At 71.8% G+C, this 14,961-nt stretch carries 14 protein-coding genes and 1 pseudogene; 4 read left to right on the top strand and 11 right to left on the bottom strand.

Going from position 1 to position 14,961, the window contains the following annotated elements; all coding sequences use genetic code 11:
• The first annotated feature begins 1 nt into the window (after position 1).
• Complete coding sequence (locus N8I84_RS06220) at positions 2-520, top strand: YceI family protein (protein ID WP_263228610.1); 519 nt, start codon at positions 2-4, stop codon at positions 518-520.
• Between the two features lie 11 nt (positions 521-531).
• Here the strand turns inward: N8I84_RS06220 and N8I84_RS06215 are convergent.
• The 6 genes and pseudogenes from N8I84_RS06215 to N8I84_RS06190 form a co-directional block, all read right to left on the bottom strand.
• Positions 532-1,523, bottom strand: a pseudogene (locus tag N8I84_RS06215) (NADPH:quinone reductase).
• 124 nt (positions 1,524-1,647) lie between these two features.
• Positions 1,648-2,904: a low temperature requirement protein A gene (locus tag N8I84_RS06210; RefSeq protein ID WP_263228609.1), complete on the bottom strand. Its 1,257-nt coding sequence runs from the start codon at positions 2,902-2,904 to the stop codon at positions 1,648-1,650.
• Between the two features lie 103 nt (positions 2,905-3,007).
• On the bottom strand, positions 3,008-3,583 hold the full coding sequence (locus N8I84_RS06205; RefSeq protein WP_263228608.1) for a Dps family protein: 576 nt from the start codon (positions 3,581-3,583) through the stop codon (positions 3,008-3,010).
• Between the two features lie 161 nt (positions 3,584-3,744).
• On the bottom strand, positions 3,745-4,188 hold the full coding sequence (locus tag N8I84_RS06200; RefSeq protein ID WP_263228607.1) for an SsgA family sporulation/cell division regulator: 444 nt from the start codon (positions 4,186-4,188) through the stop codon (positions 3,745-3,747).
• Positions 4,189-4,363: 175 nt separating this feature from the next.
• Positions 4,364-5,542 (bottom strand): MFS transporter, encoded by a 1,179-nt coding sequence (locus N8I84_RS06195; RefSeq protein ID WP_390899022.1) that lies wholly within the window; start codon positions 5,540-5,542, stop codon positions 4,364-4,366.
• A gap of 258 nt (positions 5,543-5,800) precedes the next feature.
• Positions 5,801-6,280, bottom strand: a complete 480-nt coding sequence (locus tag N8I84_RS06190; RefSeq protein WP_263228605.1) for a carboxymuconolactone decarboxylase family protein — start codon at positions 6,278-6,280, stop codon at positions 5,801-5,803.
• Positions 6,281-6,402: 122 nt separating this feature from the next.
• Between N8I84_RS06190 and N8I84_RS06185 the strand changes: the two genes are divergently transcribed.
• The 3 genes from N8I84_RS06185 to N8I84_RS06175 all read left to right on the top strand — a co-directional run bounded on the left by N8I84_RS06185 (position 6,403) and on the right by N8I84_RS06175 (position 9,946).
• The gene (locus tag N8I84_RS06185; protein ID WP_263228604.1) at positions 6,403-7,392 is read left to right on the top strand and encodes a pirin family protein; all 990 of its coding nucleotides are present in this window, start codon (positions 6,403-6,405) and stop codon (positions 7,390-7,392) included.
• Between the two features lie 22 nt (positions 7,393-7,414).
• Positions 7,415-7,753 (top strand): GNAT family N-acetyltransferase, encoded by a 339-nt coding sequence (locus tag N8I84_RS06180; protein ID WP_263228603.1) that lies wholly within the window; start codon positions 7,415-7,417, stop codon positions 7,751-7,753.
• Between the two features lie 450 nt (positions 7,754-8,203).
• The gene (locus tag N8I84_RS06175; protein ID WP_263228602.1) at positions 8,204-9,946 is read left to right on the top strand and encodes a pyruvate dehydrogenase; all 1,743 of its coding nucleotides are present in this window, start codon (positions 8,204-8,206) and stop codon (positions 9,944-9,946) included.
• Between the two features lie 200 nt (positions 9,947-10,146).
• Here the strand turns inward: N8I84_RS06175 and N8I84_RS06170 are convergent, their stop codons facing one another.
• The 5 genes from N8I84_RS06170 to N8I84_RS06150 form a co-directional block, all read right to left on the bottom strand.
• Positions 10,147-11,085 (bottom strand): YcxB family protein, encoded by a 939-nt coding sequence (locus N8I84_RS06170; RefSeq protein WP_263228601.1) that lies wholly within the window; start codon positions 11,083-11,085, stop codon positions 10,147-10,149.
• Between the two features lie 84 nt (positions 11,086-11,169).
• A complete protein-coding gene (locus tag N8I84_RS06165) occupies positions 11,170-12,831 on the bottom strand; it encodes an MFS transporter (RefSeq protein ID WP_263228600.1) in 1,662 nt (553 codons plus the stop codon).
• Positions 12,832-12,950: 119 nt separating this feature from the next.
• Positions 12,951-13,688, bottom strand: coding sequence for a YoaK family protein (locus N8I84_RS06160; RefSeq protein WP_263228599.1), 738 nt, complete (start codon positions 13,686-13,688; stop codon positions 12,951-12,953).
• On the bottom strand, positions 13,669-14,193 hold the full coding sequence (locus N8I84_RS06155; protein ID WP_263228598.1) for a DoxX family protein: 525 nt from the start codon (positions 14,191-14,193) through the stop codon (positions 13,669-13,671). The genes N8I84_RS06160 and N8I84_RS06155 overlap by 20 nt, the downstream gene beginning before the upstream one ends.
• Before the next feature lie 49 nt (positions 14,194-14,242).
• On the bottom strand, positions 14,243-14,905 hold the full coding sequence (locus tag N8I84_RS06150; protein WP_263228597.1) for a hydrolase: 663 nt from the start codon (positions 14,903-14,905) through the stop codon (positions 14,243-14,245).
• Between the last annotated feature and the right edge of the window lie 56 nt (positions 14,906-14,961).

Here is a 14,961-nt window from a genome sequence, read left to right as displayed (position 1 = left end):
CATGACCACCGCTGCCGTCGAAACCGGCCTCTTCGTGCTCGACTCCGCCGCCTCCACCGTCGCCCTGAAGCACAGGACGATGTGGGGCCTGGTCACCGTCAAGGGCACCTTCACCTCGGTCACCGGCCGAGGAGAGGTGCGCCCGGACGGCACCGCCGCGGGCACCGTCAGCCTGGACGCCGCCTCCCTGGACACCAAGCACGCCAAGCGCGACGCGCACCTGCGTTCCGACGACTTCTTCGCCGCGGACCAGTTCCCCGCCATCGTCTTCGACGTCCTTGACGCCACCCGGAGTGGCGACGACACCGTCACCGTCCACGGTCGGCTGACCGTACGCGGCATCACCCGGCCGCAGACCGTCACCGCCACCGTCACCCAGGCCGGACCCGACGCGGTCACCCTCACCGCCGCATTCACGGTGGACCGCGCCCAGTTCGGTCTGACCTGGAACCAGATGGGCATGATGCGTGGCCTGACCACCGTCGACGCCACCCTGCGCTTCCAACGCGCATCCGCGTGAGGACAGACGGTCTACCGGGCTGCGTCCTTCGATGTGACGCTCAGGACGATCTTCCCGCGCACGTCTCCCGACTCCAGCAGGCGGTGGGCCGTCGCCGCCTCCTCCAGAGGCATGGTGACGACGGCCGGCGGACGCAGTGAGCCGTCGGCGAGCAGCCGGCCGACTCCGACCGCGGCCTCGGCGAGTTCGGCGGTCGTCGCGTGGGAGATCGTGAACCCGGTGACCGAACCGTCCTTGAGGTAGAGCGCTCCGGTGGGCAGCGGCGGTCGGCTCCTCATCCCGGAGAACACGACGATCCGCCCGCGTCGGGCGAGCAGATCCACGGCGGTCTCCAGGTCGTTGGCCGCCGACGTGTCGAGGAACAGATCCGCGCCCCCGGGACACGCCTGCCGCAGACGCGGGAGCACGTCGGCTTCGTGGTGGTCGACCACCTCCGCCGCGCCCAGCGCACGCACGCGCCCGGCGTCACGGGCGCTCGCGGTGGCGACGACGCGGGCACCCGCCCGGGCGGCCATCAGCGTCAGGGCGCTGCCGACGTTCCCCCACCGCCCAGCACGACCACGGTCTCTCCGTAGCGCAGGCGCCCGTGGGTGAACAGCGCCAGATGGGCGGTGGCCGCAGGATGCGCCACCGCCACGGCGGAGTTCGGTTCGACGCCCGCGGGCAGGTGGTAGAGCCGGTCCGCCGGCACCACGACCTGTTCGGCCGCGGCGCCGGAGCGTCCCGCGTGCCCCATGCTGTTGCACCACACCCGGTCGCCGACGGTGAACCCGGGGGCTCCCGGCGAGGTCTCGGCCACCGTACCCACCAGATCGCGGCCTACGACGAACGGCCAGGGGACCGGGGTCCGCCAGGCGCCGGAGCGGACGAACGTGTCGACCTGGTTCACGGCGGTCACCTCGACGTTCACCAGGACATCGGTCGGTCCGGGGCGGGGTGCGGGCAGATGGCCGCAGCGGATCGCCTCCGGGCCGCCGAACTCTTCGATGTAAGCAGCGAACATGGCCCGGATTCTGGCAACTCCCGCAGGGCGCGCCCGCGCACCGCGCCAGGCCGGGGAGGCCCAAACCCGAAGCGATTCGGCACCGGCACGGTGAAGACCGGCCGCGCCGGGCACAGTCTCCGCGTCACCGCTTCACCTGCGCCGCGCGTCCGGAGCGGTCGGTCGCCGTGACCACGGCGACGAGAGCGGCCAGCAGCAGTCCGGCGACGAGCGCCGGTGCCGGGGAGCAGGCGGCCGCCAGGACCGCGACGGTGCAAGCGGGGAACAGAAGTCGTTCGAGCCCACCGCGTCGGTGCGGCCGGACATGGACGGCCCACACCGTGATCAGGAAGATCGCCACCGGGACGGTGACGGCCGCGCCCGCCGCCGGGGCGGAGACATCGGTGCGCCGCGTCGCCAACTGGGCGTACGCCGCCAGCCCGGCTCCCGAGGCGGTCGCCGAGGCGAAGATCAGGTAGTGGCCGTACGCCCAGGTGAATCTCCTGCGGTGGGCCTGGTGCGTGGTGGCGAGCAGCGTGTGCGCCGGGCGGGCGAAGTACAGCCACCACATGGCGAAGACCATGAGCAGACCGCCCGCCGCCAGGGCGTACAGCGCCCACGCGCTGTGGTGCCGGTCGAACGCGTCCCGTACCGCCGTGGTGGCGGCCGCGACGGACTCACCGAGCACGATGAGGGTGAACAGTTCGTAGCGCTCGGCGATGTGATGCGGGTGCCACGGCGTCATACCGGCGGACTGCGCCCACACGGGGACGGAGACCTCCGCGACGATCATCACGATGATGCCGGGCAGTCGCGCCGGCGCAGGAAGGAACAGCAGCCCCACCCAGCCGACCTGACAGGCCGTCACCCCGGCCGCGAACCGCAGAGCGGTCCGCCTCCGGCGCCGATCGGACCGGGCGGCCCGCAGCCACAGAGCGGCCAGCGTCACTCGCAGCACCACGTATCCCAGCGTGATGACGCGCAGATCACCTTCCGCGAACGCCCGGGGTACGCCGGCGGCGAGAACGAGGGACCCGGTGATCTGGACGAGCACCGTCAACCGGTAGGGGACGTCGTCCGGGTCGTAGGCGGAGGCGAACCACGTGAAGTTCATCCACGCCCACCAGATCGTGAAGAAGACCAGGGCGAAGCGCAGGCACCCGCCGGTGTAGTCCCCGGCGGTCACCGCCGTGTTCAGACTGTGGGACGCCTGGGCCACCGCGATGACGAAGCACAGGTCGAACAGGAGCTCCAGGGACGTGGCGGTCCGGTGCGGCTCACTCGGGTCCCGGCCCGGCATGCCGGTGCCCGGCCCCCGCCCCCACCGCATCGGCATGTGGGGACGGGGACCGGGGATGCGGCTCAGCGCGGGGCTCCCGGAGCGGCTTCCCCGGCTGTTCATCGCTCTCCTCGTCGCTCGTCTCTCGTCGGGCGGGCCCCCGGCGTGGGCCCCACGCGACGCGGCCGGCTGCCGCGCCCGGTGCGGTGTGGGCGGCGCGTTCCGTTCAGGAGCGGACCAGGGGGGTGTCGACCAGGTGCTCGGCCAGGAACCAGGCCTGTAGCTCGCCGGTGCGGATCACCTGCGAGACCAGCAGGTCGTTGGTGCCGTCGTCGCCCAGGTCGGCGGTCCGGGCGGCCGCGTCATGCGCGTCCGCGAGGATGGCCTCGTGGGCTTCCAGCAGCCGGGAGAGCATGGCCGGGACCTCCTCGACGCCGTCCGGCGGACGCGGAATGGAGGTGATCTCCGCGACGTGCCGGGGGTCGCCCACCGCGACGCCGCCCAGGGTCTGGACCCGCTCGGCGATCGTGTCGACGAGCTCCAGCTGTTGCTCCGCGTGCTTGTCCAGGAGCAGGTGCAGCTGGTAGAAGGTCGCGCCGCGCAGGAGCCAGTGGTGCTTCTTGTAGAGGCTGTAGAGGATCTGGGTGTCGGCCAGGGCCTTGTTCAGGCGCTGGCAGGAGTACATGCGCGCGTCGTAGGACAGCGCGACGGGGAACTGCTTGACGGTCCCGAACTCCTGGATGACCTCGCCCTTCTGATGCAGCCACGGCTGGCTGCTCGTGGGATGGGAACCGGTGGTCATGACGTGCCTCCTGCGATGCGGTGCCGTGAATACGTGGCCGACGTTAGGCGCGGGAACGGAGGACGGGTTGCCCGGGAGCGCACGATGAGGTGCCGCTGAGCGCACCGAGTCCCTGGTGGGGCCAGGGGCGCCGGGCTGGTGGGGTCAGGGGCGCCGGGGTGTCACTCGCTGCCGGCCGTGAGCCTGGCGACGACGCCGTCCAGGTCGATGTGACGGTGCTCGGTCCCTGGCGGCACCATCGTGTCGGCGCGTCGCAGAAAGGCCGTGACCGCCCGGATCCCGACCTCGAGGACCGCCGCCCCGGTCCGCGTCCTGAGCAGGATGCGGAGCGTGTCCGGGTGGCACCGGTGCGGCGGGATCACCACCACCTCCCCGATCCCCGCGGACCGGCGAACACCGTCCGCGAGGAGTGAGCGGGCGAACACCCAGTCGACGGAGTGGGCGTCGGGGGCGCCCAGGGACAGGCGCACGGCATACGGGTCGCTCATGTCATAGCGGAGCTCGGCAGGGAGCGGTATCGGCGGTTCGTCGGCCACGGAGACGATGATCTCGGTCCTGTGGGCGACCGACCTCTCGTCCGCGGTACCGGGGAGAGGGTGTCTCATGCCGCCCCCTGTCTGCGACTGTGCGTGCGGTTGAGTTCGTCAGCGCGGGATCTGACGGTGGATGGTGCCGATCACCGTAGGTCAGTCCCGGGAGAGCGACTTGCCGAGGAGCGCACGGGGTGTGGTCCGAAGGAGAACCCCGTGCGGCACTTCTGTTCGGGCCGTGCGGCGCCCGTCACTCGGCGCCGCGGTCGGGGGTCCGCCGGGCGCGGCGGTGTTCGGTGGTCCAGTAGAGGAGTGCCAGGACCGGCAGGGCCGCACCGAGGACGCTGACCGCGCCCCAGCCGCCGGCGCGGTAGGCGATCGAGCCGAGCTGGGAGCCGAGGGCGCCGCCGAGGAAGAAGGTGGCGATGAAGGCCGAGTTGAGGCGGGCCCGGGCGCCGGCGTCGAGTTGGTAGACCGTGTGCTGGCCGAGGATCAGGGTGGTCTGGACGGCCATGTCGATGAGGATCGCGGCCAGGGCGATCAGCACGACGCTGTGCCCGCCGAAGCCGGCGAGCGCGAAGGCCAGCGCGGCGGCGGCGAACGCGGCGCCGGTCATGCGCCGGGTCAGTCCGTGGTCGGCCCAGTGCCCGGCCAGCGGGGCGATGGCCGCACCGGCGGCTCCGACGAGGGCGAAGATGCCGACGCCGACGGGGGAGTAGTGGAAGCGGGGGCCGGTCAGGACGTAGGAGACGGTGGTCCAGAAGGCGCTGAAGGCGCCGAACATCGCCGCCTGGTACAGGCCGCGGCGCAGCAGCGCGGGATGCCTGCGCACCAGTGCGGCGGTGGAGCGCAGCACGTGGTGGTACGGGACGGTCGTGGTGGGGGCGTGCTTGGGCAGCGCGGCCCGCAGGGCGACGGCCAGGAGGGCCATCAGGACGGCGGACCCGAGGTAGACGACACGCCAGCCGGCGACGTCGGAGACCAGGCTGCTCAGGGTGCGGGAGAGCAGGATGCCGGTGAGCAGGCCGCTCATCACCCGGCCCACGATCCGGCCCCGGGCGTGGTCCGGGGCGAGGCTCGCCGCGAACGGGACCAGGATCTGTGCGACCACGGACGTGGCACCGCTGATCAGGGAGGCGGTCAGCAGCATCGGGAACCCGGTCGCGAGGCCGGCGGCCACCAGGGCGAGGGTCGTGACCGTCAGGAGGACGGTGATCAGGCCGCGCTTCTCCAGCCGGTCGCCGAGCGGCACCAGGAAGACCATGCCGATCACGTAGCCGACCTGGGTGAGCGTGATCAGCGTGCCCGCGGTGGCCGTGCTGATGTGGAAGACGTCCCGCAGGGACGACAGCAGCGGCTGCGCGTAGTAAAGGTTGGCGACCGTCATGCCGGAGGCGACGGCCAGCAAGGCGATCAGCCAGCCCGCCACACCGTGCGCGGGTGCGGCGCTGGTGATCTTGGACGGAGTCCGGACACCGGAGGACTGGGACACGGGGACCTTCTTCGGGACGGGGAGCCGGCAGGACCGGCTCGGAAGGACGCCTGGCGGTGATCGAGCAGCTTCCTCGGTGCTCTCACGGGGGCGTCAGCGCTCGGCCGCGTCGTTTGCTTCCCCATCCGTCGTGATGGTTCGGGATGGCGGTCATCTCCTCCGGAGATGACCGCACGCCAGGACCGTCGACCGGGCCTACCGGTTCCGTACCGGATGCCCGCTCATGACCGAGACCCGGTTGAAGGCGTTGATGGTGACCGCCACCCAGATCACGGCGGAGATCTGGTCGTCGGTGAGGACCTCCCGTGCGGTGCCGTACGCGGCCTCCTGCGCGGTCGTGTCGGCGGGGTTCGTGGTCGCCTCGGCGAGCGCGAGCGCCGCGCGTTCGTCCGGTGTGAACAGTTCGGTGTCCCGCCAGGCCGCCAGCACGCCGAGGCGTTGTGGGGTCTCACCCGCGCGCAGGGCGGCGTTCGTGTGTACGTTGAGGCAGTACGCGCAGCCGTTGATCTGCGACACGCGCAGATTGACCAGTTCCACGAGCGTCCGGTCGAGCCCCGCCTCGGCGGCGACCGCCCGTACGGCTTCGGAGGTCCGCACCAACGCCTGATGGGCGGCGGGGCTCTGCTTGTCGATGAAGATCCGCTGGATCGCGGACCCGGTCGTGTGGGTGCTCAACCTGGGACTCCTTCGGGGGCCGCCGTGGGCTCCCTCATCTGTTGGTGTGCGCGGTGCCGTCGCCTATGATCGGGCGTGGTAGTTGAATATAGAACAAATTGGCGGCTGAAAGGCGGTCCGCGGTGAGCAATGTCGAAACGAAACCGATGGAGCTGCGGTGCGGCGCATCGGTGGACGGCGAGCGTCCGGCCACGACGCCGCGGGTCGACGTACTGACCCCGCGGGACGTGCCCCTGGGCGGCCCGCGGGCGATGACCGTGCGGCGCACCCTGCCGCAGCGTGCCCGGACCCTGATCGGGGCCTGGTGCTTCGCGGACCACTACGGACCCGACGACGTCTCCGCAACGGGCGGCATGGACGTCGCCCCGCATCCCCACACCGGGCTGCAGACGGTGAGCTGGCTGTTCAGCGGCGAGATCGAGCACCGGGACAGCCTGGGCAGCCACGCGTTCGTACGGCCGGGCGAGCTGAACCTCATGACGGGCGGGTACGGCATCAGCCACTCCGAGGTCTCCACCCCTCGGACCACGATCCTGCACGGCGTCCAGCTCTGGGTGGCGCTGCCGGACGAACATCGCGACACCGCACGGGACTTCCAGCACCACGTCCCGGAGCCCGTACGGATCGACGGGGCCGAGATCAGGGTGTTCCTGGGCTCCCTCGCCGGGGAGACCTCGCCGGTGCGGACCTTCAGCCCCCTGCTCGGCGCCGAGATCGTCCTCGAGCCCCACGCGACCGTCACGCTCGCCGTGGACCCCGGCTTCGAGCACGGCCTCCTCGTCGACCAGGGTGACGTCCGCCTCGCCGACGTCCTGCTGCACCGCGCGGAGTTGGGCTATGCGCATCCGGGCATCGACACGCTGACGCTGACGAACGAGTCGGACGACATCGCACGGACGGTGCTGCTCGGCGGAACTCCCTTCGAGGAGGAGATCGTCATGTGGTGGAATTTCATCGGGCGGAGCCACGAGGACATTGCGAAGGCCCGGGAGGAATGGCAGAACTCCTCGGACCGATTCGGCGTCGTGGAAGGATATGCGGGAAACCGCCTTCCTGCCCCCGCCCTGCCGAACGCCGTCATCACGCCGCGCAGAAATCCGTCGCGTCACTGAACCCCACCCTGAAAGGCATCACATGAGCCAGTCTTCCGCCGCTCCCGTCGTCGAGCGGATAGACGCGAAGAACCGCTACGAGATCCTGGTCGACGGCACGCGCGCCGGGCTGACCGCCTACCGCGACCGCGGTGACCAGCGGGTCTTCTACCACACCGAGGTCGACGACGCCTTCGCCGGCCAGGGCCTGGCCTCGCAGCTGGTCCAGCAGGCGCTCACCGACGTGCGCGCCTCCGGGAAGCGGATCGTGCCCGTCTGCCCCTATGTGGCCAAATTCCTGAAGAAGCACGAGGAGTTCGCCGACATCACCGACACGGTGACCCCCGACGTCCTGCGCTGGCTGGACACGGAACTGGGCTGACGGCCCGCACACCCGGCCGCCGCTCACAGCGGCCGGGTGTGCCAGCAGCGCACCGACTCTGTTCCCACAGTGCACGGTGGCGGCCCTCGGTTCGCCTTTCCGTTTCCACCGCCGTCAGTCCCACAGCAGTTGCATTTCCCCGCGTGGCGTTCCCTGCGAACGGCACGCGTTCGTTTTCTGCGGGAATTGACCGGGCGGGTGGGCGGGACCCGTAATGCGGTCAGCGACATCAGCGGCCCTCCGTTCTCCCTGCCGGCGGCCCCTTCACCCGACGGCCGGCGAGGACCGGCACCGGCCCGTCACCCAAGGGTGCGCTGCCGGAACGGATGTCGTGCGCTGACGGTCAAGTGCCGCTCACCCGCGCTCACTAACGTCGTCCGGGCGCGACGCGGGCGCCGCCGTGCCCGCGTGCGGCCGCGCCCGACCCCGAGCAGGAATCCGAGGAGTGCCATGGCCAAGCAGACCATCGCCGAACAGTACGTCGACCTGATGGCCCGGGCCGGTGTACGCCGTATCTACGGCGTGGTCGGGGACAGCCTGAACCCCGTGGTCGACGCGGTCAGGCGGCACGACGCCGTCGACTGGGTCCAGGTCCGCCACGAGGAGGTCGCGGCGTTCGCGGCCGGGGCGGAGGCCCAGCTCACCGGTCGGCTGGCCGCTTGCGCGGGCTCCTGTGGACCGGGCAACCTCCATCTGATCAACGGCCTGTACGACGCCCACCGTTCGATGGCGCCGGTGCTCGCCCTGGCCGCACACATCCCCAGCGGCGAGATCGGCACGGGCTACTTCCAGGAGACGCACCCCGACCGGCTGTTCGCCGAGTGCAGCCACTACTCTGAGCTGATCTCCTCGCCCCGCCAGATGCCCCGCGTGGTGCAGACCGCCATCCAGCACGCCGTCGGCCGGCGCGGCGTCTCCGTCGTGGCCCTGTCCGGCGACACCGCCGCCGAGGACTCCCCGGACGCCGCTCCCGAACTCGCCATGCCCCTGGACCTGCCCGCCATCCGCCCCAGCGACCAGGAGATCGCCCGGCTCACCGAGCTGGTGGACGCCGCCGAACGCGTCATGGTGTTCTGCGGGCGGGGCGTCGCGGGCGCCCACGCCGAGGTGATGGCCCTCGCCGAGAAGGTCAAGGCACCGGTGGGTCATGCCCTGCGCGGCAAGGAGCACATCCAGTACGACAACCCGTACGACGTCGGCATGTCCGGGCTGCTCGGCTACGGAGCCGCGTACGAGGCGATGCACGAGTGCGACCTGCTGCTGCTCCTCGGCACCGACTTCCCGTACACCGACTTCCTGCCCCGCCATGTGCGCACCGTCCAGGTCGACGTGCAGCCCGAGCGGCTGGGGCGGCGCACCCAACTCGACTTCGCCGTCTGGGGAGACGTCCGCGAGACCCTGCGGTGCCTGATCCCGGCGGTGCGGGAGAAGCACTCGCGCCGGTTCCTCGACCGGATGCTGGAGCGGCACGCCCACGCGCTCGAGGGCGCAGTGAACGCCTACACCCGCAACGTCGACAGGCACACCCCGATCCACCCCGAGTACGTGGCCTCGGTGCTCGACGAAGAGGCCGCCGACGACGCGGTGTTCACCGTGGACACGGGGATGTGCTGTGTGTGGGCGGCGCGTTACCTCACACCGAACGGCCGCCGCCGCATCCTCGGCTCCTTCGTGCACGGCTCGATGGCCAACGCGCTGCCCCAGGCCATCGGCGCGCAGTTCCTCGACCGCGGCCGGCAGGTCGTCTCCCTCTCCGGCGACGGCGGGTTCTCCATGCTCATGGGCGACTTCCTCACACTCGTCCAGTACGGGCTGCCGGTGAAGGTGGTCGTCTTCAACAACTCCTCCCTGGGCATGGTCGACCTGGAGATGATGGTCGACGGACTGCCCCCGCACGCCACGACCTACCCGCACACCGACTACGCGGCGATCGCCACCGCGGCCGGGGCGCGCGGCATCCGGGTGCAGAAGCCCGCCGAGGTGCGCGACGCGCTGCGCGAGGCCTTCGCCCACGACGGACCGGCGCTGGTCGACGTCGTCACCGACCCGGCGGCGCTGGCCGTCCCGCCGAAGATCACAGCCGAGCAGATCAGCGGCTTCGCGCTGTCCGCGAGCCGCACGGTGCTGACCGGGGGCGTCGGACGCATGGTCCACCTGGCCCGGGCCAACCTGCGCAACGTCCCCCGCCCGTGACACCGAGCGCCCGATACTCCGGCCGCAGGTCGTGATCTTGTGGGTAGTGCAGCGCGGGAGGCCGGCGAGTCGATGCCTCGCGTCCAGGCGCGTGCTCATGGGCGACAGCCTGTCCCGGCCGGCCCAGCGTGGAGCTCGCTGTTTTCCCAAGCCCGCCACCGAGAGATGGTCCCCGGGCCCGCTCGGAGACCGTGGCCCGCTCAGAAGTCGTAGCAGACGTAGGCGCCCTCGGGCCCGCGGGCGATCCGGTCCGAGCCCCAGCAGTGGAGCATCGGCCCGACGCGGTACAGCGTGACGCCGCCGGCCGACAGGACAAGGACGGCGAGCACGGCGGTCACGATCCGCATGGCCGCCATCCGCCGTACGAGCCACCAAGCCCCGGCGACCGCAAGCGCACCCAGCCCCAGCATGACGGCCGACATCGGGGCGGTGTTGTTCCGGATCCCGGGAAAGCGGTCCGGGTGCGCGGCCTGTTGGACGGCGGCGAAGGCGAAGAAGAACAGCAGCAGCCCCAGCAGCAACAGTCCGACGGAGCCGACCCTGCGGCCGACGGCCCGGCGTCGGCTCCGCGGGCCTCCTGGCGCCCGGGCGGCGTCCGCGCGCACGAGCCGCCGGTCGAGGACCGCCCGGAGCCGGTCCACCTCCTCCGGGTCCGCCACGGCCCGCTTGGGCAGGACGGCGAAGCCGACGGCGGACTTGTCGGCGCTGAGAAGCACGAACAGCTCCGGAGTCTCTGCATAGCGCGAGTAGAGGTGCCAGTCGTGGCCGACCGAGCTGTGCGCGGTGGTGAGCCGGATCCCGGTGTCGTCGACCGTCCCGCGGATGTCCCCCTGCCGCTCGGCGAGCCGGTGGAGGCGGCGCGCCTGCAACCACGGCACCGCAGTCATGAAGGCGGCGAAGACCACGACCCCCGCATACAGGGGCCACGGTGTGTCCCGGTGGCCGGAGCCGGCCGACGACAGCAGGGCGCCGACGGTCGTGACCGCCACCGTCCAGACCAGCACCCGGCGCTGAAAGCGCCCCGCGCCGGTGCTCCTCGCGCGTGCCCGCAGCGCGGACGCCAACTCGCTGACGGTCGGCCGGTAGGCCAGCTCCACCGGTCTCTCGGCGACCGCGTCCGTCTCGCGGCCCTCTGTCATGTCCCCTCCCCGGTTCGGTGATCAACCGGATCGTAGAGGCTTTCTCAGCCGCTCCGGCAACCTGGCGGCGGTCGGCACCGCACGTCATCGACTGCGACTGGAGTACTGAGCCTGCTCCGTCCGATCCGGCACGACGGGGCCCGAACCGGCCGCGAAGGCGTGGGTGACCTCCGGCAGGGTGCCCGGGACGAGCAGCGCGCGGGCCCGCTCCTCGTGGCGGCGGTCGGTGACCGTGAGGCGGCTGTGGTGCTGGGCGAGGTGTTCCGCCCAGGAGGCCACCAGGTAGTTCTCGACGAACCGCTCCGGGTCGTGGCCGTCCTGGTAGAGACCCCACTCGAGGGCTCCCGTACGGCGCCTGGACCGGGCGACATGGCTCATCCGGTCCGTGAACTCGGCGCGGTGGTCCGGGGCGACCCGGTAGACGACCGATACCAGCACCGGGCCGTCGGCCTCTCCGGGTTCGAACACCAGCGGGGGAGCGGGCCAGTGGTCGGACAACGAGGGGTCGATGCCCTCGGCGTCGTGCAGCGGCCACCGCCGTACGCTGGCCGCGCTCAGCAGCATCACGGCGCCTGCGACCAGGAGGGCGGCCGTCAGCCCGAGCCAGTCGGCCACCACGCCCCACAGGGGTGCCGCCAGCGCCTGACCGCCCTGGAAGACCAGGAGGTAGACGGCGAGTCCGCGCGCCCTCACCCAGCCGGGAAGCCGCGTCTGCACCGCCGCGTTCAGGGTGGACAGCACGCCGATCCAGGCGAGGCCCGCGGGCAGGAGGGCGACGGTCACCAGCCAGGGCGCCCGAACCGTGGCCAGCACCGCGAGCACCGCGGCGAAGACCAGCGCACCGGCGGCGAGCGTGCCGTTCACGCCCAGCACCCGCTGGATGCGCGGCAGTGCGAAGGCCCCCGCCACGGCGCCCACGCCGACCGCCGTCAGCAACAGCCCGTATCCGCCCGAACCGAGGCCCAGGGAGCGACTGGCGCTCAGCGGCAGCAGCGACCACAGGGCGGCGCCGCCGGGGATGAACAGGGTCGTGCGCAGCAGCACCCGACGCACGCCGGGCGCGTTCCAGACGTAGCGGCGCCCCGCGTTCAGGGCGGCCGGAAGCCGCTCGTTCCCCCCGGTGGGCAGGGCGGTCCGCGGACGCTGCCACAGCACGAGGACGGCCGCGATGCCCAGGTAGGACACCGCGTTGAAGGCGAAGACCCACCCCGCGCCCGCCGCCGCGACCACCGCCCCGCCGAGCGCCGGTCCCACCGCGCGGGCCAGGTTCATGTTCACCGCGCCCAGCGCCGCCGCCTGACCGAGCCGCCGGCGTTCCACCAGTTCCGGCTGGATCGCCTGCCAGGCCGGGCCCATCAGCGCGGTGCCGCACCCCAGGACGAAGGTGAGAGCGAGCAGCGCCGTCGGTGTGAGCGCGTCCGTGAACGTCAGCACGGCCAGCGCGCCGGAGACCGCGAGCATGGCGAACTGCGCGACGAGCAGCACCGAGCGGCGGTCGAACCGGTCGGCGACCACCCCGGAGGGCAGGGCGAGCAGGACCACGGGCAGGCTGGACGCGGTCTGGACGAGAGTCACCAGAGCCGCGTTGTGCCCGAGGAGCAGCCACTGTGCGCCCACCGTCTGCATCCAGCTGCCGACGTTGGAGACCAACTGGGCGATCCACAGCGCCCGGAAGACGCGCGCCGCGAACGGCGCCCAGGGGGAGTCGGACATCGAGGGGCCGGGTGTCGACGGAGCGGCGCTCATGCTGGTCCTGACCGGTGCGGAGTGCGGGAGGAGTCGGGGAAGTGCGGGAGGAGTCGGGGAAGTGCGGACGGAGTGCGGAGGGCATGCCGCGCCAGGTGGGTGCTGCGGGACGGCCGCCCTCAGGACTCCGGCCGGGTCCAGGCGGCGTCGGCGGCCGAGAGGCGGTGAGTGACCACGGAGGTGAGCGCGAGGAGCAGCAGCGCCAGGCCCAGGGTGAGCACGAGGTGACCGTGCAGCAGCAGTCCGGTTCCGACGAGGGCGCCGAGGAACATCGCCAGCACGGACAGGATCCGGCGGCCGGGCCGTGGTGCCGAACCGCCGGCCGGGGTGGAGTCGGCGGCCAGCCCCGTCAGGGTCAGCGTCAGTACGGTCGTGGTGAGATCCGGGACGCCCAGGCGCCGGGCGACCGCGTTCTGCAGGCCCATGCCGAGCCCCAGGAACACGATCAGCGTGTACTGGACGGTGGTGGTGACACGGCCGTCGGTCACCGCGGCGACCGCCACCGTGACGGCGACCAGGACGGTCTGCACCGCTGTGGTCGTCTTCAACAGGTGGCCGCGGTGCGTCGCGAACCGCGTTCCGAGTCTGCCGCCCGCGAGCGCGCCCAGGAGGAAGGACGCGAGCGAGACCACCGAGGCGAGCGCGGAGAGGTTCGCTGCACCCGCGAGCGCGAAGCCCAGGAACACCACGTTGCCGGTCATGTTGGCGACGAAGACGTGGCCGAGCCCCAGATAGCTCACCGCGTCGACCAGGCCGGTGACCACCGTGAGGGTCAGCATCAGGGGAGGCAGCGGACCGTGACGTCGCTCTCCCCGCGGCGCCAGCGTGTCGAGCGCGTCATTCAGCAGTCTGCGCATACTGCTTCCTTTCCGAGACGGCCGGCGGGCGGTGCAACACCAGCCGGGTGAGCAGGCCGCTCGCCGGGCCGAGCACGATCGCCGGGAGGGCGACCCAGAGCGGCCAGGGCGTGACGCCCAGCGCGTGGTCGAGGGACCACCGGCCGGGCCCGGTGAGGGCCAGCGCGGCGGACACGACGACGAGGACCAGCGGGTACTCGTAGCCGTCGTTCTGGACCCACAGTCCCTTGCGCCACTTGACGGTGCCGGCGACTGTCATCACGCCCATCGCGGCCATCGCCGCCAGCGGGGTGAGCAGCCCGGCGGTCAGGAACAGGCCGGCCCCGATCTGACTGGCCCCCGCGACGACCGCGGTCAGCCGGCCGCCGCGGAATCCGTCGTGGCGGAACTCCTCGGTTCCGCCGGCCAAGCCGTTGCCTCCGAGGTGGAAGCTCACCTTCTGCACTCCGTGCCCGGCGATGAGGAGACCCACCACCAGCCGGAGGACCAGCAGTCCAGTATTCATCGTGTTCCTGCCTGTTCCCGACCTTCCCGTGTCTTACCCCGCGGACGGGTCAGCCGGCGGCGTGGGCGCCGATGATGGACTGCGCGTAGACCATCCCGAGACCGTAGGTGCCGCCGTGCTCCTTGACCACGTCGCCCACGGCGGCGTACGTCTCGGTGCGGGCCCAGTCGCGCTGCAGCTCCAGGAGCACCTGCACCCAGGTGACCGGGACCGCGCCGGCCTGGATCATGCGCTGCACGGCGTGTTCGTGGGCCTGCGGGGTGACGCCGCCGGAGGCATCGGTGACGACGTAGACCTCGTAGCCCTGGGCGAGCGCGGAGAGCGTCGGCAGGACGATGCAGACCTCGGTCCACAGACCGGCGATGACGAGCTTCTTGCGGCCCGTCGCCTTGACCGCCTCGACGAAGTTCAGGTCCTCCCAGGCGTTCATCGTGGTGCGGTCGATGATCTTCTGCTCGGGGAAGACCTCGGCCAGCTGCGGCATGATCGGGCCGGAGAAGGACTCGGCGGCCACGGTGCTCAGCACGACCGGGACGTCGAAGGCCTTGGCGGACTTGGCGAGGCCCACGGTGGAGTTGATGATGGCGGTGCGGTCCCCGCTGCCGGTGCCGAAGAACATCTGCGGCTGGTGGTCCACGAACAGCACCGCGCAGTTGTCCGGGGTGAGCAGGTCGGGGCTCGGGGCAGCGGTGACCTCGGCGATGTTGACCATGAGAGTGCCTTTCCATGAGTGGGACGCGGACGGGCGTCCGTGTCGGGCAGGCGCCG

Origin of the sequence: Streptomyces cynarae, assembly GCF_025642135.1 — a bacterium.
GTDB lineage: Bacteria > Actinomycetota > Actinomycetes > Streptomycetales > Streptomycetaceae > Streptomyces > Streptomyces cynarae.
The sequence above is the reverse complement of the archived record's forward strand: the minus strand, read 5'-3'. Positions and strand labels throughout refer to the sequence as shown.